Below are 17,432 nucleotides of genomic sequence, written 5' to 3'. Positions count from 1 at the left end.
CTTCGGCGCGGCCCAATTTGTGTCATCGCGGTAGGTTGTCGTCGGCGATACTGGGTTCACTGTCCTGACGAGGGGGGCAATCCGTGGGCGTGCTTGATGGGTTCTACTCGACGTGGTCGAAGGCCCGCGAGACGTTCGGGCAAGGGATGCCCGACGACGGCTCACAGTACGACGGCAGCTCACGCCTGCTGGAGATGAAGGCCAATGTCGAAGCCGCCGCGCCGGATGACCGCTGGCAGGGAACCGCATCGCAGGCCTACGCCGCGGCCAACAAAGAACACGCCTCGGTGTACGAGAAACTCGCCGGCCTCGACAAGAAGATGGCTGCCGAGGTCAAGAACGCGGCCGCCGTTGTGACCACCGGCCGGCAGAACCTCGACACGACCCTCGGCTGGGTCAACAGCATGGTCGACTCCCTGCCTGCCACCTCTGCCCAAGACCGGGAACGCAAACTGATCCCCATCGCCAACAAAGGCATCAGCGACGTCAACGGCATCGTCCAGTCGGCCACCAACGAGATGATCGGGATCAAAGGGAACGTCGACAAGCTCAAAGGTGAGTTCGACGCGTTAACCAACCAGAAGTTCGGGCCTGATGGAGAGAAGCCGAACGACGTCCAAGGCCTCAAAGGCGACGAAGACGGTGATGGCAAACCAGACGAAGGTCAATCTCCAGCCGAGACTGGTGCCGCGGATTCCGAAGCCCTGCAGAACGGCGATCTGACACCCGAGCAACGCGAGCGGCTTGTCGCGAATACGACGCTTGATCCCGGGCAGCAGGAAGCGCTCGACAACGGCGCCCTTCAGCTTCCGCCTGAGCGGATGGCGTACCTTCAGGGCTTCTCACGAGCCTTCGGCGACAAGACTCCTGCCGAGATTGAAGCCGCCATGGACAAGGCGGACGCCAAGGCGCCCGGCACTGGCGGCCGAATCGCAGATGTCTTCCAACTCGCATCGAACGAGAACATCAAGACCGGCGAACCCGGCACCCAACCGCCGTCGATCGATCACCCAGCCAGCGGTGGAAAGCATGCACTGCCGGACGGGATCCAAAAGGTACTCGACGGACCCGTGCTGACCCCGCTCGAGTTTGGTGCCTCACATACCGATGAGTCGGGCGCGATCGTGCCCGGGGAACTGATCGGGGCGTCACAGCCGGTGAGCGGACTCAACGATTTGGCCGACATCATTCAGCGAGGTAACCGGGATCTGCAGGCAGGTACCGACCTCGACTCCGGATTGTTCTCCCAAAGCCAACGGTTGCTCGAACAATCAAATGGTTGGGCTGTGCCCGGCACAGACCTCGAGAATGACCGGCCTCGCTGGTACCACCAACAGGTCGACCCGACACTTCAGAACATGTTCAACGCGGTCAACAAAGACGAGATCGTTATTCACGATGCAATTGTCGGCCCGCCCGAAACTCATCAGCCCGCCGGCAATCAGACTTTCCTGACGCCCGCGGGCGAGAAATTTCTGGACAACCTGACACAGCACCAATGGCAGGACGATGGCCTGGCGGCCGGCGGACTGTTCGATTGGGTGGGCGAGACCGCAAATCAAGACATCAATAACCGCGCTGCCGACACTGCCCATGCTTTGGCCGAGTTCACGAGTGAGTACCACGACCGATTGTTGAACTTGCCGGGAACGGACGGACTAGCGCTGGGGCAGGTCAATCCCGAACTCACACGAGACTGGGCTCGAGACTTCGCGCCCTACTACGACGACATGATCGGTGCGCATGACGGCGACAACAACGGACTCTTCTCACCCCTCGATCCGGCCGGAACACCTTCACCCGAGAACACCCGGAACCTGATGAGCGTCCTGATGTCTGACCAACCGCCCGCTGGCGCACAGCAGGGCGATGGACATCCCCTGAGTGCTAGCGAGATCGCGTTCAACAGCGCGAAGTCACACGTCGAGCACTCGCTCGATGTGGCTGCATTGTCGGCGGCCGACCCCCAAGTAACCGATGACAAACTCGCTGCCAGTCATGCTGGTCGACTGCAGGCGGCGTTGGATCTGGGATCGTATGACGAAGCCCGGGACAGACTGCACAACGAGTACGAGGCGAAGCATTCCGCGTGGGAGCTACGATCCCAACTGTTCGACTTGGGTAAAGACCTTGGCTCGACGGTGACGATTCCAGGTGTAAGTCAGGCAACCGGTGTGCTCGCGGTAGGTAAGGAGTTCTTCATCGGAAACGAACCCGTCGAGGGGCAACCCGCCAACGTTGATCTTCCGGACCCATACCAGATCCAGAAACACATGGCAGAAACATTGATCAGAAATCAATTCGGAGACCCGTCGATTTTTGGCGACAACCTCAAGGATGGCGTGCTTGTCGCACCCGGGCAGGGAGGCAACGACAATTTCAATGATTTCCAACGACAGATCGCGAATTATCTAGACGACGTTGACCCGACACACGGGTTCGATATCTTGACAACAGACTACTGGCAGACCTACACCGCTGCCGTAAACCACGGTTACCAGCAGAAATGATCATGCGCTGGCTGTACCTGTTCATAGCTGTTGCGGTGCTCGCCGGGTGCACACCCGGCCGGGAGCTGGAATCCGCGACGTCTCCCCAAAATGACCAGCAATATCCAAACTGGCCGACACTGCTCAACGAGTTCCGTTTCCACTGGACGGCAGCGCCGGGGATTGACTTGAACACCGGACCCGCAGTGGCGGTCCGCGCGTACAACGAATCGTACGAGGTGGCGAACATGACGTTCGATATTCAGAACGTCTATCCCGGGTTTCTGCGCGCGACACCCGAAAACCAGCCGAGAGAAGGTGACTATTCGGAGGAGCTCATCGGCATCCGGCCCTTGTGGGTGTATGCACGCAGCGAGCCGCCAAAAGGCGTGCAGCACTTTGGCTTCAATTCCAACCACCTCCTTCAGATCACACCCATCGACGACGGATACAGCGCCATCGTCTGTACAGGCTGGTACTCCAACGTCATCAAAAGTGTGGCTCGCCCCGACGCCTACATCTCGGTTTCCTCACGAGAAACCCGCGATGGTGTCACACCTGAATCCAGCGGAATTGACTCTGGCGTGTCAGTGCGCCGCATCGACTTCACCCAACATGATCCACGGGTTCCCGTCGACGGTCCTGCACCTGTCAGCGGCCCGCAGCGCGGCCCCGCGCCGGCACCACAGATCGACGTCTTCGGAAACTGGTTTGTCACCGCATCGAGTACTTGGGGCTGGGGACCTCTCAGTCGCCCAAACACCAAGAACTTCCCGACACCCGAGCTTGTTCAGCGCTGCAGCGACGCCATGCCCGACAACGAATCCCAGCGTCGCGAAATGATGACCGGGTACAAAGATCAACCGCCACTGCACGGAGACGCGGTACCCGGTTGGCCACTGCAAGCCGGATAGCGAGCGGTTGCAGGCGTGACTGTTGGCACCGCGAGAAGTACATCAGGGCCGATCCCCCCCGACATTGCCGCCTGACCCTGGATGGCCAGAAGCCCCAGGCCAATAGCCATGCCAAGCTGACAGGCATGACAGATGTCCGTGAAACAGGTCTCCAGGTCTTCCGTGAACTACTCCCCGAGGCGGCGCCCGAGAGCACTGAACCTGACGGCACGTTCGGCGATGAGTTGATGACGATCGGGATCGACAACATCTTCGGGCGGCTCTGGAGCCGGGAGGGCCTGAGCCGTCGTGACCGCAGCCTGGTGACGATGGGCATCTTGATCGCCTTGCGGGCCACCGATGAGTTCGAATCGCATGTGAAGATCGGCCGGAACAACGGCCTCACCGAAGACGAGATCGCCGAGGTCATCTACCACTCCAGCGGCTACGCCGGATTCCCCAGCGCCAACACGGCAATGAAAGTGGCCAAGCGGGTACTCGAAGAACCGTGACACCCGTTACCCACCACCGCATCACCGTCGACGGCGTCGACACCTTCTATCGCGCGGCCGGGCCCGTCGACGCCCCGACCCTGCTACTCCCGCACGGCTACCCGGCCTCGTCGTACGTGTACCGCAACCTCATGTCGAGCCTCGGCGACAAATGGCGACTGATCGCGCCCGACCTCCCCGGGTTCGGTTACAGCGCAACACCTTCCCCCGATGACTTCGGGTACACGTTCGCCGCCTACAGCCAGTTCCTCCAGAGCTTCGTCGACGCGCTGAACCTCGACCGCTACGTGATCTGGTTGCACGACTACGGCTCCCAGCTCGGCTTCCAGCTCGCCATAGCCGAACCGGAACGCGTTGCCGGGCTGGTCATCCAGAACGGCGACATCTACGAGGACGCCTTCGGCCCCAAATACGACTTCCTCACAGAATCCTGGAACAACCCCGGTCCCGATGCCCGGCGCAGGATCGCCCAGCACGTCACGCTGCACGGCTTCGAAACCGAGTTCCGCGGCGAACTGCCCGACGAGGTGGCCGACCGCATCAGCCCCGATCTATGGACCCTGCACTGGTCGCTGATGTCGACGCCGGAGCGCATCGCCAACCTCATCCGACTCCTCGAGGATCAGCCCACCACACTGGAATGGTTCCCCGCTGAGCAGGCCTACTTGAGGGACCGCCGGCCGCCCACCCTGATCGTGTGGGGGCCGCACGACGGCTACATGCCCGAGAAATCAGCCCGCGCCTACGAACGCGACCTGCCCAATGCCGAGGTCCACCTACTCGGCGGCGGTCACTGGCTGTTGGAAACACACCTCGACGAGGTGGTCCCGTTGGTCGACGAATTCCTGACGACCGTCTACGCAAACCAAGAGAGCCGCCCAGGGGAATCGAACCCCTGACCTATTCATTACGAGTGAATTGCTCTACCGACTGAGCTAGGGCGGCGTGCCCGGCCGACGAGTGCTTGCGCGAGGAGCAAGCCCTAGGACCGGGCGGGACGAGTCTACGGCAGGGTCCGCTTCCGACCAAAGTCGATTCCCGAGTCGCTGCGCTCCTGCCCGCCGGACGTCGATTCCCGAGTCGCTGCGCTCCTGCCCGCCGGACGTCGATTCCCGAGTCGCTGCGCTCCTGCCCGCCGGACGTCGATTCCCGAGTCGCTGCGCTCCTGCCCGCCGGACGTCAGTTCCGCAGCGCCTGCCCGACGGTCGCGACCATGGCGTCGACGGCGAACTTCGGCTTGACGTTGGTGGCCAGGGCGTCGCGGCAGGCCAGCACCGCCTCGATGCAGCGCAGCAGCCGGTCTGCGGGCACGTGGGCGGCCATGGCGCTCACCTTGTCGGCCATGTCCGGGTGGTTGGCCGTCACCGAAGAGGCTCCCGACGACACCAGCAGGGCGTCCCGGAAATAGGTCGCCAGGTCGATCAGTGCCCGATCCAAGGCATCGCGTGACGCCCGCGTCTGCCGGGACTTCTGCCGTTTCTCCAGCTCTTTGAGCGCGCCGGCGGCACCCCGCACGGTTCCCGCGGTGCCCTTGCCGGTGCCGCCGGCCCCGAGCGCCGTCTTCAGCTCCTCGGTCTCTGTCTCGTTGCGCCCGACGGTCAGCGCCAGCGCCTCGGCCTCGGCGACGGCCACCATCTCCTCGGCGGCGGCATACGCCCGCGACGGGGTCGCAGCGTCCCGAGCCAGTCCGAGCGCCCGTTTCCGGCGCTCCCTGGCCTCAGGATCGGTCGCCAGCCGTCGCGCCCGGCCGACATGGCCGCCGCAGACCGACGCAGCCCAGCGCGCGTCCTCCTCGGGCAGCCCGTCGCCGGCGATCAGTACGTCGGCAATGGCCTCCACCGACGGCGTCGTCAGCGCCACGTGCCTGCACCGCGACCGCAGGGTGATCGCGATGTCCTCGGGATCCACCGACGGCGCACACAGCAGGAACACTGTCGACGGCGGCGGCTCCTCGACGACCTTGAGCAGTGCATTCGCCGCGCCCTCGGTGAGCCGGTCGGCATCCTCGATCACCACGATCTGCCAACGCCCGGTCCCGGGCCGGCGCGACGCGATCTGGACGATCTCGCGCATCTCCTTGACGGCGATGGACAGCCCTTCGGGCACGATGCGCCGCACGTCGGCGTGGGTACCGGCCATCGCCGTCGTGCACGCCCGGCAGGCACCGCACCCTGGCACGCCGTCCGACGTGCACTGCAGTGCAGCGGCAAAACACAGCGCCGCCACCGACCGCCCCGACCCTGGCGGGCCTGTGATCAGCCACGCGTGCGTCATGGTCCCGGTTGCCAGGCCATTGTGCGCGGAATCACCTCGGGCCGCCGCAGCAGCCGCCACCAGCTCCTCTTCCACCGCGTGCTGGCCCACCAAACGCGAAAACACCCCGCTCATCACCCCCAACAGTAGTGGTCAAGCCGACACAACCAGCTCACACCGGCGTAGAAACGTCCCCGCGGCCCGATACGGTTAACGGGTGACCACGGAGCCGATACCGATCGCGCGAATCGGTGCATTCGCGCGATGGGTGGCGCGTACCCCGTGGCCGGTCTTCACCCTCGGCATGCTGCAGGCCGACATCATCGGTGCGCTGTTCGTGCTTGGCTTCCTGCGCTTCGGCCTGCCGCCGGAGGATCGGATCCAGTTGCAGGATCTGCCCGCGTCCAACCTGGCGATCTTCCTTGGCTACCTGTTCGTGTCGTTCATCATCGGCGCCTACCTGAGCCTGCGGTTGCTGATTCCGGTGATCCGCTGGCAGCGCCGCGACACCCTGCTGGCCAACAGCGATCCGAGCATCACCGAACTGGCCCGCGCCCGGGCGCTGAAGATGCCGTTCTACCGCACGCTCATCGGCGTCACGAACTGGTGCCTTGGTTCGATCGTGTTCATCGTGGCCAGCTGGCCGGTGGCCAGCCAATCGGCGCCCGTCGTGGCGGTCGCCACCGCGCTGGGCGCCACCGCCACCGCCATCATCGGTTACCTGCAGTCGGAGCGGGTGCTGCGGCCGGTCGCGGTTGCCGCGCTCCGCGGCGGCGTGCCGGAGAACTTCCGGGCGCCCGGAGTCATCCTGCGCCAGGTGCTGACGTGGGTGCTCTCGACGGGCGTGCCGATCCTGGCCATCGTGCTGGCCCTGGTGGCCAGCAAGTTCGCGATCCTGACGGCCCCGGCCGACCGGTTGACCACCCCGATCCTGCTGCTGGCCATCGCTGCGCTGGTGATCGGGCTGTCAGGCACCGTGTTGGTGGCCATGTCGATCGCCGATCCGCTGCGCCAGCTGCGCTGGGCGCTGGGCGAGGTGCAGCGCGGCAACTACAACGCGCACATGCAGATTTACGACGCGAGCGAGCTCGGCCTGCTGCAGGCCGGGTTCAACGACATGGTGCGCGACCTGGCCGAGCGGCAACGGCTGCGCGACCTCTTCGGCCGCTATGTCGGCGAGGACGTCGCGCGTCGGGCCCTGGAACGCGGCACCGAGCTCGGCGGCCAGGAACGCGACGTCGCGGTGCTGTTCGTCGATCTGGTGGGCTCCACCCATCTGGCGTCGACGATTCCGGCGACCGAGGTCGTCAACCTGCTCAACGAGTTCTTCCGCGTCATCGTCGACACGGTCAACAAACACGGCGGGTTCGTCAACAAGTTCCAGGGCGACGCCGCACTGGCCATCTTCGGCGCCCCCATCGAGCATCCCGACGCCTCCGGCGGTGCACTGGCGGCCTCCCGCGAACTGCACGACGAGTTGGTCGCCGTCTTAGGCACAGACACCGAGTTCGGCATCGGGGTCTCGGCCGGGCGCGCGATCGCCGGCCATATCGGCGCCAAGGCCCGGTTCGAGTACACGGTGATCGGCGACCCGGTCAACGAGGCCGCGCGGCTCACCGAGCTGGCCAAGCTGGAGCAAGGGCACGTGCTGGCTTCGGCGATCGCAGTGAGTGGTGCGCTCGACGCCGAGGCGCTGTGCTGGGACGTCGGCGAGATCGTCGAGCTGCGCGGCCGCACCGTTCCCACCCAGCTGGCCCGCCCGGTGAAGCTGATGTCGCCCCGCGACTTCGCCAGTGGTGTCACCGAAAGCGTCACCGAAAGCGACTTGACGGGCTAAGCCTTCTTGGCGGCCTTCGTCGCCGGGGCCTTCTTGGCCGCCTTCTTGGCCGGAGCCTTCTTCGCGGCCTTCTTCACCGGCCCGCGGGCGCGGCGATCGGCCAGCAACTCCGAAGCCCGCTCGTCGGTGATGGACAGCACGTCATCACCCTTGCGCAGGCTCGCGTTGGTCTCACCGTCGGTGACATACGGCCCGAACCGGCCGTCCTTGATCACCATCGGCTTGCCCGACGCCGCATCGGTGCCCAGCTCCCGCAGCGGCGGTGCCGACGCAGCCTGGCGGCCACGGCGTTTCGGCTCGGCATAGATCTTCAGGGCCTCATCGAGCGTGATGGTGAACATCTGCTCTTCGTTGGCCAGCGAGCGGGAATCGGTGCCGCGCTTGAGATATGGGCCGTACCGGCCGTTCTGCGCGGTGATCTCCTCGTTGTTGGACGGGTCGACGCCCACCACCCGCGGCAGCGACAGCAGCTTCAGCGCGTCGTCGAGCGTGACGGTCTCCAAGTCCATCGACCGCAGCAGCGAACCCGTGCGCGGCTTGGGCCCTGTCGGCTTCTTGCCCTTCTTTGCCGGAGAACCCGCATCCGGATCCTCGGGAGGTTCGGGAAGGATCTCGGTGACGTACGGGCCGAATCGGCCGTCCTTGGCGACGATCTCGTGTCCAGTGACCGGGTCGACACCCAGCACGCGGCCCTCTTGCGGTGTGGCGAAAAGCTTTTCGGCCAACTCGAGGGTCAGCTCATCGGGGGTCAGCTCGTCCTTGAGGTTGGCGCGCTGCGGCTTGAGCTCACCGGGATTGTCGGGATCGTCAACCATGCGCTCCAGGTACGGCCCGTTGCGCCCCACCCGGACATTGATGGCGCGCCCTTCGGAATCGTCGAAGAGCTTGATGGAGTTGACTTCTCGTGCGTCGATACCTTCGAGGTTGCCGCCGACGAGCTTCTTCAGCCCGCCCGCGCGCGCGATCGAACCCTCGACGCCGTGCTCGCCGCCGAAGTAGAAGTTGTTGAGCCAGTTGGTGCGTCGCTCCTGGCCATTGGCGATCTCGTCGAGCTCGTCCTCCATGGCCGCGGTGAAGTCGTAGTCCACCAGCCGGCCGAAGTGCTGCTCGAGCAGGCCGACCACCGCGAACGCCACCCAGGACGGCACGAGGGCGCTGCCCTTCTTCTGCACGTAGCCGCGGTCCTGGATGGTCTTGATGATCGAGCTGTACGTCGAGGGCCTGCCGATGCCCAGCTCTTCGAGGGCCTTGATGAGCGAGGCCTCGGTGTAGCGGGCGGGCGGACTGGTCTGGTGGCCGTCGGCGGTGAGACCCGCAGCGTCGACGCGCTGGCCCTGCGTGAGATTGGGCAGACGGCTCTCGGCGTCGTCGGACTCGCCGCCGGCCAGCTCGTCGATGCTCTCGACGTAGGCCTTGAGGAAGCCGGGGAACGTGATGGTGCGGCCGGAGGCGTTGAACACCACCTGCTCACCCGATGCGGCCTGCCCGGCGATCCGCAGCGACAGCGTCGTGCCGCGCGCGTCGGCCATCTGGGAGGCCACGGTGCGCTGCCAGATCAGTTCGTAGAGCCGGAACTCGTCGGTGTCGAGCTGCGCATGCAGCTGCCCGGGCGTCTGGAACACGTCTCCAGCGGGCCGGATCGCCTCGTGCGCCTCCTGGGCGTTCTTCACCTTGCGGGTGTACTGCCGCGGGGTTGGATGCACGTATTCCTGGCCGTAGAGCTGGCCGGCCTGGTTGCGCGCCGCGTTGATCGCCGACTCCGACAAAGTGGTCGAGTCGGTACGCATGTAGGTGATGTAGCCGTTTTCGTACAGGCGCTGCGCGATGCTCATCGTGCGCTCCGAGGAGAATCGCAGCTTGCGGCCCGCCTCCTGCTGCAGCGTGGAGGTCATGAACGGCGGATACGGCCGACGGGTGTACGGCTTCTGTTCGACGGAGCTGACGGCCAGCTGGGCCCCACGCAGGCCCGTCGCCAGGGCTCCGGCGCCGGCCTCGTCGAGCACCAGCACCTCGTCGGGCTTCTTGAGCTGGCCCAGCGAGTCGAAATCGCGGCCCGTGGCGACCCGGCGGCCGTCGACGGTGTTGAGCTTCGCGGTGAATCGCGGCGGCGACGCCTGCGGATCGGAAACACTGGCGTCCAGTTCCGCGGTGACATCCCAGTAGCCGGCGCTGCGGAACGCCATGCGCTCCCGCTCACGCTGCACGATGATGCGCGTGGCCACCGACTGCACCCGGCCCGCCGACAGCTTCGGAGCGACCTTCTTCCACAGCACGGGGCTGACCTCGTAGCCGTACAGGCGGTCGAGGATGCGCCGGGTCTCCTGGGCGTCCACCAGGTCGATGTCCAGGTCACGCGGATTATCGGCGGCTGCACGGATCGCCGGTTCGGTGATCTCGTGGAAGACCATCCGCTTGACCGGGATGCGCGGCTTCAGAGTCTCCAGCAAGTGCCAGGCGATGGCCTCGCCTTCGCGGTCACCGTCCGTGGCCAGATAGAGCTCGTCGACGTCCTTGAGCAGGCCTTTGAGCTCGGTGACCGTGCCCTTTTTGTCCGGGCTGACGATGTAGAGAGGTTCGAAATCCGCGTCGACGTTGACCCCGAGGCGGGCCCACGGTTCGGATTTGTATTTCGCGGGGACATCGGCCGCGGCCCGCGGCAGGTCACGAATGTGCCCGCGGGAAGACTCCACGATGTAGTTGGAGCCCAGGTAGCTGGCTATCTTGCGTGCTTTAGTCGGCGACTCGACAATCACGAGTCGCCGAACATTGCGCGTTCCTCCGTCGCCACCGCGCTTCTGGTCGTCGCCAGCCAACTTGTGCTTACGCTCCACTCCATATAGTTGCCTCGCCACGCGAAGCAACTGACAATTTCGCACTCTGCGCGAGCGTACGCAAACCGGCTCTCCGGTTGCGCACTATTGAATACGCGGCCAGTGCGCTAACGCCGCGGCGTCCCCAGGCGGTTCCCCCACGTTCTCTACCAGGCGCGACAGGCGTCGTCGTCCACTGATCCGCAACGCCGGATGCGCCCCTCTGGTACCGATCAATGTGGGCGCGATCCCAACCCGCATCAGCGCCGAGGCCAGCGTCGCGTGCGTGTCAGGGGCATGTGGGTCCAGCCCGAGCAGATAGCGGTCGGCGGCCTCCGGCGTCCCGGCGGCCAGTGTCCAGGCCCGCAACTCCCTGGACGCAGGCAACCACTGCGCGGGCACGGTCTTGACCGCACCCCTGGTCCAGTCCCGCGCAATCGGCACGAGCTGGGGTTCGAGCGCGGTGCGCACCAGCGGGTTGTTCTCGTCGGTGCGGGCGATCTCCGGCGCCAGCCCCGCCTGGCCGATCATCTCGGCGAGCCCTTGAGCGCGCCACGGCGCGTCGACGACGACCGAGATCCGGGCAGCCTGCTGACTACCGCTGCCGACCAGAACGATCTGCCCGGGCCCAGCCAGCATCCCGGTGAGGTCGGCGACTGCCGGCGGCACCGACTCGGCCGAGAAGAAGGACAGCTGGCTCACAAAGCGACACTAAGCCAGCGAGAGCCCTCAAAACGAGGACACCCCCGCGGTGTCCAGTGCGGCACTTTCGCGGGGGCGTCTGTGTTGGGTTTGCTTGACTCAGACTGCCCGAACACCCGTGGCCTGCGGGCCCTTGGGGCTCTGGCCGACCTCGAACTCAACCTTCTGGTTCTCCTCCAGGGTGCGGAAGCCGCTGCCCTGGATTTCCGTGTAGTGGACAAACACGTCCGCCGACCCATCTTCGGGAGCGATAAAGCCGAAGCCCTTCTCCGCGTTGAACCACTTCACAGTTCCCTGTGGCATCTTTTGTTCTTTCCTTCTCTTCTTACCGGGTGCGGTCCACCGACTTCCGGCGTACCGGGCCCGTTCCGACCGCCATACCTTCGTGGAGTCGTCGGAACTTGACCCGACCTACAACCCTCGCAGGAACCGCGATCGCAACGACGATCCTGCGAGTGCAAGTACACGAACACAGAAGCTGCGACCGTGATCAGTCAATCATGTTCAGGGCTGCTGCGACAGTCTCCGCGTGCCGCGTGTGGTGAACAATTCGTTTACAACGCCGGGTAGGTCGTAGCGGGGTGGATGAGAGGAGGTCAGGGCGTGTCGGAACGGGGGTTGAATTTCGGCCGTGAGCTGCTCGCTTGCGCCGTCGACGGCACTCCGGCCGACGAGCATCCGCTACGGCATGTCGCGGATTTGCCCGCGCGCCCCGGCAAACCTCTGTCCTGGCCGGAATGGGCCGATCCAGAGGTGGTTCGGGCGTTGCAGGATCGCGGCATCAGTGCACCCTGGTCGCACCAGCTCACCGCCGCCCAGCTCGCGCACGACGGACGCCACGTGGTGATCTCCACCGGTACCGCCTCGGGGAAGTCCTTGGCATATCAACTGCCGATTCTGTCCGCCCTGGCGTTAGATCCACGGGCCCGGGTGCTCTACCTGTCGCCGACCAAGGCCCTCGGGCACGATCAGCTGCGCACCGCGCAGGCCCTGTCCGAAAGTGTCCCCGCACTCCGGGATGTCGCCCCGGCGCCCTACGACGGCGACAGTGCGACAGAAGTTCGCCGGTTCGCCCGCGAGCGGTCCCGCTGGATCTTCTCCAACCCGGACATGATCCACCTCTCGCTGTTACGCAACCACGCCCGCTGGGCGGTGTTCCTGCGCAATCTCAAGTACATCGTGGTCGACGAATGCCATTACTACCGTGGCATTTTCGGCTCCAATGTGGCGATGGTGCTGCGCAGGCTGCTGCGGTTGTGCGAACGATATTCGGCCGACGGGCTGACACCGACGGTGATCTTCGCCAGCGCCACCACCGCGGCACCCGCGGCGACCGCGGCCGAACTGATCGGCCAGACGGTCACCGAAGTCACCGAAGACGGGTCGCCGCAGGGCGCGCGCACCATCGCGCTGTGGGAGCCGGCGCTGCTGGCCGAGCTCACCGGGGAGAACGGCGCCCCGGTGCGGCGCTCGGCGGGTGCGGAGGCCTCCCGGGTGATGGCCGACCTCATCACTGAGGGCGCGCGCACGCTGACTTTCGTACGCTCCCGCCGCGGTGCCGAACTCACGGCACTGGGGACCCGCACCCGATTGCAGGAGAGCGCACCGGAGTTGGCCGAGCGGGTGGCCTCCTACCGGGCCGGCTACCTCGCCGAAGACCGGCGCGAACTCGAACACGCCCTGGCCGACGGGCACCTGCGCGGGCTGGCCACCACCAACGCGCTGGAGCTCGGCATCGACATCGCCGGCCTCGATGCGGTCGTGATGGCCGGCTTCCCCGGCACCGTGACGTCGTTCTGGCAGCAGGCCGGGCGGTCCGGGCGACGCGGTCAGGGCGCGTTGATCGTGCTGATCGCGCGCGACGATCCGTTGGACACCTACCTCGTGCACCATCCGGCCGCCCTGCTGGACAAGCCAATCGAACGGGTGGTGATCGACCCCACCAACCCGCATGTGCTCGGGCCCCAATTACTTTGCGCAGCAGCAGAATTACCGCTAACCGACGCCGAAGTGCGGATGTGGAACGCCGAAGCGGTGGCCGAGACGCTCGTCGACGACGGCCTGCTGCGCAAACGCCCGAGCGGCTACTTCCCCTCCCCCGGCGTCGACCCGCATCCCGCAGTCGATATCCGTGGCTCGATCGGTGGTCAGATCGCCATCCTGGAAACCGACACCGGCCGGATGCTGGGCAGCACGGGCGCCGGTCAGGCCTCGGCATCGGTGCATCCCGGCGCGGTGTATCTGCACCAGGGCGAAAGCTACCTCGTCGATTCCCTCGACTTCGAGGACGGCATCGCGTTCGTGCATGCCGCGGACCCGGGCTACAGCACGTTTGCCAGGGACCTCACCGACATCTCCGTCACGGGGCCCGGCGAACGGACGACCTTCGGCCCGGTCACGGTCGGCCTGGTCCCGGTGTCGGTGACCAACACCGTCGTCGGCTATCTGCGGCGCCGCATCGACGGCGAGGTGATCGACTTCGTCGAACTCGACATGCCCGCCCGCACCTTGGACACCATGGCGGTGATGTGCACGATCACCCCGGAAGCATTGCAGCACAACGGTATCGACCCGATCGCCGTACCCGGCGCGCTGCACGCCGCAGAACACGCCGCGATCGGCCTGCTCCCGCTGGTGGCCAGCTGCGACCGCGGTGACATCGGTGGGGTCTCGACGGCGGTGGGCCCCGTCGATGGATTGCCCGCCATCTTCGTCTACGACGGCTATCCGGGCGGGGCGGGATTCGCCGACCGCGGCTTTCACCGGCTCAGCACGTGGTGGGAGGCGACAGCTGCGGCGATCGAGGCGTGCGAGTGCCCGCACGGCTGCCCGTCGTGTGTTCAATCGCCGAAATGCGGGAACGGCAACGATCCACTCGACAAGGCGGGTGCGGTACGGGTACTCCGCCTGGTGCTCGGCGCGCTGAGCAATCCCCCGCGTGACCCCCGACCGTGCTGACGACCGACCCCTCGACGGCCGACTGCACGGATCACAAGACTTCGGACACGCCGAACACGCAGACGTTGCGACGAACGGTCGGACAACGCGATCCGTTCCCAATCCCGGAGGCCGGGCGCAGTGGCAAATTAACGTGAAATCACTCATGTTCGCAAGTCGCACGTCCCCGGAGCCCGCCTGCCGAAGCCCCCGCACAGCCGATATCGTGCGGATTTCGTTGTTCCTGCGCCTGTGAACGGCGACCGGGCCCCCCGGTAAAATGCCGCGCATGACCCACGACTGGCTGCTCGTGGAGACACTCGGCAGCGAGCCCGCTGTGGTCGCAAGAGGTCCACAGACCAAGAATCTCGTTCCCATCAGTGTGTTTCTGCGCAGAAACCCCAACCTGATGGCAATTCAAAGCGCCATCGGCGAGACCGTACGGGCAGGTCAAGGCCTGTCCAGCATCACCCCGAAGAACGACCGCGTAATCCGCACCGAAGTGGTGCGGATGTCCGATGGATGCATCCACGGTGTGCACGTCTGGGTCGGTCCCCTCGACGTCGAGCCACCGCAGCGCCCGATCCCCGGACCGCTGAAGTGGGACCTCACAACCGGCATCGCCACCGATACTGCGGAATCCATCCGCAACAGCGGGCTGAACCCGGAAACCGAGTCCACCGAGGGTCGCGCATTCGCCGACGACCTGCCCACCCGGGATCTCAACCCGAGCGAGGCCAAGGTGCTGTCGATGACGATCAAACCCGAGGTGGGCAACAAGCTGTGCACCGCATGGGACGTCACCGATTTCCGTGGCGACCTCGTCACGGTAGGGTTCGTCGCGCGGATCATGCTCGAAACACAGGACGACGGGCGAGATCGGCTGATCAGCCGAGCGATGAACTGGCGCAGCGAGCGCGACGGGCCCGCGGTCCCGGTGGACAACCTGGCACAGCGGATCCTCGAAGGGCTGGCCCAACCGGGCGTGCACCGAGCACTCGTCGACCTCGACGACTGGAAGCTGCTGAAGTGGCTCGACGATCCGGCCCCGTTCTTCGATTGGCGCAGCCGCGAGGGCGGGCCGGCCCGCATACATCCTGCCGACGCACGCCACATGTCCACGATGACAACGGAATTCGCCAGCGGCCTGACCACTGCGGTGCTGCGTATGCGGACGACTGACGGCGGCTGGCAACCGGTGCACATGACGATCAACCGGGTCGAGCTCGAACCGGCCACCTATGCCGGCCTGTTGGCATTGCGACTGCCCACCGACACCGAGATCGCCGCAGCCAACCTCGACGACGTCGACTGATTCCGTCAGGAGCCTGCGATGACCGATCTGATCAGGTTGATCCCCGGTCTGCAGACCGTGACGGGTTACCAGCGCAGGTGGCTGCGCTCAGACCTGCTCGGCGGCGTGACGTTGTGGGCGATGTTGGTTCCTCAGTCACTGGGGTTTGCGGTACTCGCCGGCCTGCCCCCGGTGGTCGGTCTCTACGCCGCGGTCGGAGCCATGCTGCTCTACTGGCTGTGGGGTTCGTCGCGGTTCCTGAACGTGGGTGCCGAGTCCACCGTGGCCATCATGGTGGCGACGATCTTGTCGTCCACCGCACAGGCCGGATCCCAGCATTATGTCGAGCTCACCGCGATGCTGGCGATCCTCGTCGGGATCATCCTGCTGGTCGGCGGCATGCTGCGGCTGGGACGCGTGGCGGACTTTCTGTCCCGGCCGGTGCTGGCAGGATTCGTGTTCGGCTCCGGCATTCTCATCATCACCAGCCAGCTCCAGGGGTTCCTCGGTACCGACATAGATCCCGAGCCCTATCTCACCGAGATCGGCGCGGTGTTGCGCAACGTCGACCAAACCGCTTGGGTGAGCGTGGCATTCGGGATCGCGTCGGTACTTCTGATCGTCGCGATGAAGCGTTTCGCGCCGGCCGTTCCCGGCGCCCTCGTGGCGGTGATCGCGTCGATAGCGGTCGTGGCCGCCTTCGGCGTCGATGTCGCGGTGGTAGGCGAGTTCACCAGCGGCCTTCCCGCGCCAGGCATTCCGCAGGTGTCGTGGTCTGAGTTGGTGCAGCTGATCGGCCCGGCATTCGCGGTGGCGCTGCTGGTCTATCCGGACAGCGTGCTGACTGCGCGCTCACTGACGCAGGGAACCAGGGATCGAGTCGACGCCAACCGTGAGTTCTTCGGCATCGGCGCCGCCAATATCGGTGCAGGCCTGATCGGCTCGTTTCCGGTCAACGGCAGCCAGTCGCGCAGCTTCGTGCTCGCGGACTCGGGTGCCCGCACCCAATTGGCCAATGTTGTTGCGGCAGCGTTTGTCATCGCCACCCTCGTCGCACTCGGTCCGGTGTTCGACTACTTACCGACGGCCACTCTCGCCGGCATCGTGATCGTCGCCGGGTTCGGGTTGTTCGATCTCGCCGAGTTCCGCATGCTGTGGCGATTCCGGCGCACCGAGTTCTGGGTGGCGGTGCTGACGGTCGCGGCCGTCCTCGGACTGGGCATGCTGAAGGGAATCGCCGTCGCGATCGCGTTGACTCTGCTGCTCGTCGTGCTGCGGGCAGCTTCCCCGCACACCGCTGTCCTCGGGAAAATCCCGGGCACCAACACCTATCGCGATATCGCCGACCACGCCGACGCGGCGACGATTCCAGGGCTGCTGCTGTACCGGTTCGACGCGGCACTGTTTTTCGCCAACGCCCCCAGGCTGCGCGATGACGTGCTCAACTACGTCGAAGCCCACCACAGTTCCACGGTTGTCCTCAACATGGAGTCGGTCGACGATGTCGACTCGACCGCGGCCCAGGTCCTCGATGAACTTCTCGACGAACTCGATCACCGCGGGGTCGGCCTTCAACTCGCCCGCGTGCGCAGCGAGATCCGACACGAACTCCAGATTGCGGGCATCGAATCGCGGCTCGCCGGAACGGGAATCCACCTCGAGGTCGACGACGCGGTCGCGGAATTTCTGCAGCGCGACGACTGAG

General features: G+C 65.6%; 12 protein-coding genes and 1 tRNA gene. 8 read left to right on the top strand and 5 right to left on the bottom strand.

Going from position 1 to position 17,432, the window contains the following annotated elements; all coding sequences use genetic code 11:
* Nucleotides 1-83: 83 nt before the first annotated feature.
* From ABQF30_RS17705 to ABQF30_RS17690, 4 genes are all read left to right on the top strand, one after another.
* A complete protein-coding gene (locus ABQF30_RS17705; protein WP_448466078.1) occupies nt 84-2,510 on the top strand; it encodes a TPR repeat domain-containing protein in 2,427 nt (808 codons plus the stop codon).
* Nucleotides 2,507-3,403 (top strand): hypothetical protein, encoded by an 897-nt coding sequence (locus tag ABQF30_RS17700; protein WP_448466076.1) that lies wholly within the window; start codon nt 2,507-2,509, stop codon nt 3,401-3,403. Before ABQF30_RS17705 ends, ABQF30_RS17700 begins: the two co-directional genes overlap by 4 nt.
* A 125-nt stretch (nt 3,404-3,528) precedes the next feature.
* Nucleotides 3,529-3,894: a carboxymuconolactone decarboxylase family protein gene (locus tag ABQF30_RS17695; RefSeq protein ID WP_448466074.1), complete on the top strand. Its 366-nt coding sequence runs from the start codon at nt 3,529-3,531 to the stop codon at nt 3,892-3,894.
* Nucleotides 3,891-4,793, top strand: a complete 903-nt coding sequence (locus tag ABQF30_RS17690) for an alpha/beta fold hydrolase (RefSeq protein ID WP_448466072.1) — start codon at nt 3,891-3,893, stop codon at nt 4,791-4,793. Before ABQF30_RS17695 ends, ABQF30_RS17690 begins: the two co-directional genes overlap by 4 nt.
* Here ABQF30_RS17690 and ABQF30_RS17685 read toward each other — a convergent pair.
* Nucleotides 4,767-4,839: transfer RNA gene (locus tag ABQF30_RS17685), tRNA-Thr, on the bottom strand. The genes ABQF30_RS17690 and ABQF30_RS17685 overlap by 27 nt on opposite strands.
* A gap of 234 nt (nt 4,840-5,073) precedes the next feature.
* A complete protein-coding gene (locus tag ABQF30_RS17680; RefSeq protein WP_448466070.1) occupies nt 5,074-6,282 on the bottom strand; it encodes a DNA polymerase III subunit delta' in 1,209 nt (402 codons plus the stop codon).
* 82 nt (nt 6,283-6,364) lie between these two features.
* Here ABQF30_RS17680 and ABQF30_RS17675 point away from each other — a divergent pair, with 82 nt between their 5' ends.
* Nucleotides 6,365-7,984: an adenylate/guanylate cyclase domain-containing protein gene (locus ABQF30_RS17675; RefSeq protein WP_448466068.1), complete on the top strand. Its 1,620-nt coding sequence runs from the start codon at nt 6,365-6,367 to the stop codon at nt 7,982-7,984.
* Here ABQF30_RS17675 and topA read toward each other — a convergent pair.
* From topA to ABQF30_RS17660, 3 genes are all read right to left on the bottom strand, one after another.
* The gene (topA, locus tag ABQF30_RS17670; RefSeq protein WP_448466591.1) at nt 7,981-10,797 is read right to left on the bottom strand and encodes a type I DNA topoisomerase; all 2,817 of its coding nucleotides are present in this window, start codon (nt 10,795-10,797) and stop codon (nt 7,981-7,983) included. The genes ABQF30_RS17675 and topA overlap by 4 nt on opposite strands.
* Nucleotides 10,798-10,899: 102 nt before the next feature.
* A complete protein-coding gene (locus tag ABQF30_RS17665; RefSeq protein ID WP_448466066.1) occupies nt 10,900-11,496 on the bottom strand; it encodes a hypothetical protein in 597 nt (198 codons plus the stop codon).
* A gap of 99 nt (nt 11,497-11,595) precedes the next feature.
* Complete coding sequence (locus tag ABQF30_RS17660) at nt 11,596-11,799, bottom strand: cold-shock protein (RefSeq protein WP_006243848.1); 204 nt, start codon at nt 11,797-11,799, stop codon at nt 11,596-11,598.
* Between the two features lie 300 nt (nt 11,800-12,099).
* Here ABQF30_RS17660 and ABQF30_RS17655 point away from each other — a divergent pair, with 300 nt between their 5' ends.
* The 3 genes from ABQF30_RS17655 (at nt 12,100) to ABQF30_RS17645 (ending at nt 17,431) form a co-directional block, all read left to right on the top strand.
* Entirely contained in the window at nt 12,100-14,454 is a 2,355-nt protein-coding gene (locus ABQF30_RS17655) for a DNA 3'-5' helicase SftH (protein WP_448466064.1), read from the top strand.
* Between the two features lie 268 nt (nt 14,455-14,722).
* The gene (locus ABQF30_RS17650) at nt 14,723-15,748 is read left to right on the top strand and encodes a PAS domain-containing protein (RefSeq protein ID WP_448466062.1); all 1,026 of its coding nucleotides are present in this window, start codon (nt 14,723-14,725) and stop codon (nt 15,746-15,748) included.
* Nucleotides 15,749-15,766: 18 nt separating this feature from the next.
* Nucleotides 15,767-17,431, top strand: a complete 1,665-nt coding sequence (locus ABQF30_RS17645; protein WP_448466060.1) for a SulP family inorganic anion transporter — start codon at nt 15,767-15,769, stop codon at nt 17,429-17,431.
* Nucleotide 17,432: the final 1 nt, after the last annotated feature.

Source organism: Mycolicibacterium sp. XJ870 (assembly GCF_053483975.1).
This window is presented reverse-complemented; position numbering and strand designations above follow the sequence as displayed.

Excerpts from the sequence above, each read along its gene's own strand:
- ABQF30_RS17680 (WP_448466070.1), bottom strand. The coding sequence starts at position 6,282 with ATGAGCGGGGTGTTTTCGCGTTTGGTGGGCCAGCACGCGGTGGAAGAG.
- ABQF30_RS17645 (WP_448466060.1), top strand. The coding sequence starts at position 15,767 with ATGACCGATCTGATCAGGTTGATCCCCGGTCTGCAGACCGTGACGGGT.
- ABQF30_RS17660 (WP_006243848.1), bottom strand. The coding sequence starts at position 11,799 with ATGCCACAGGGAACTGTGAAGTGGTTCAACGCGGAGAAGGGCTTCGGC.
- ABQF30_RS17695 (WP_448466074.1), top strand. The coding sequence starts at position 3,529 with ATGACAGATGTCCGTGAAACAGGTCTCCAGGTCTTCCGTGAACTACTC.
- ABQF30_RS17650 (WP_448466062.1), top strand. The coding sequence starts at position 14,723 with ATGACCCACGACTGGCTGCTCGTGGAGACACTCGGCAGCGAGCCCGCT.
- ABQF30_RS17700 (WP_448466076.1), top strand. The coding sequence starts at position 2,507 with ATGATCATGCGCTGGCTGTACCTGTTCATAGCTGTTGCGGTGCTCGCC.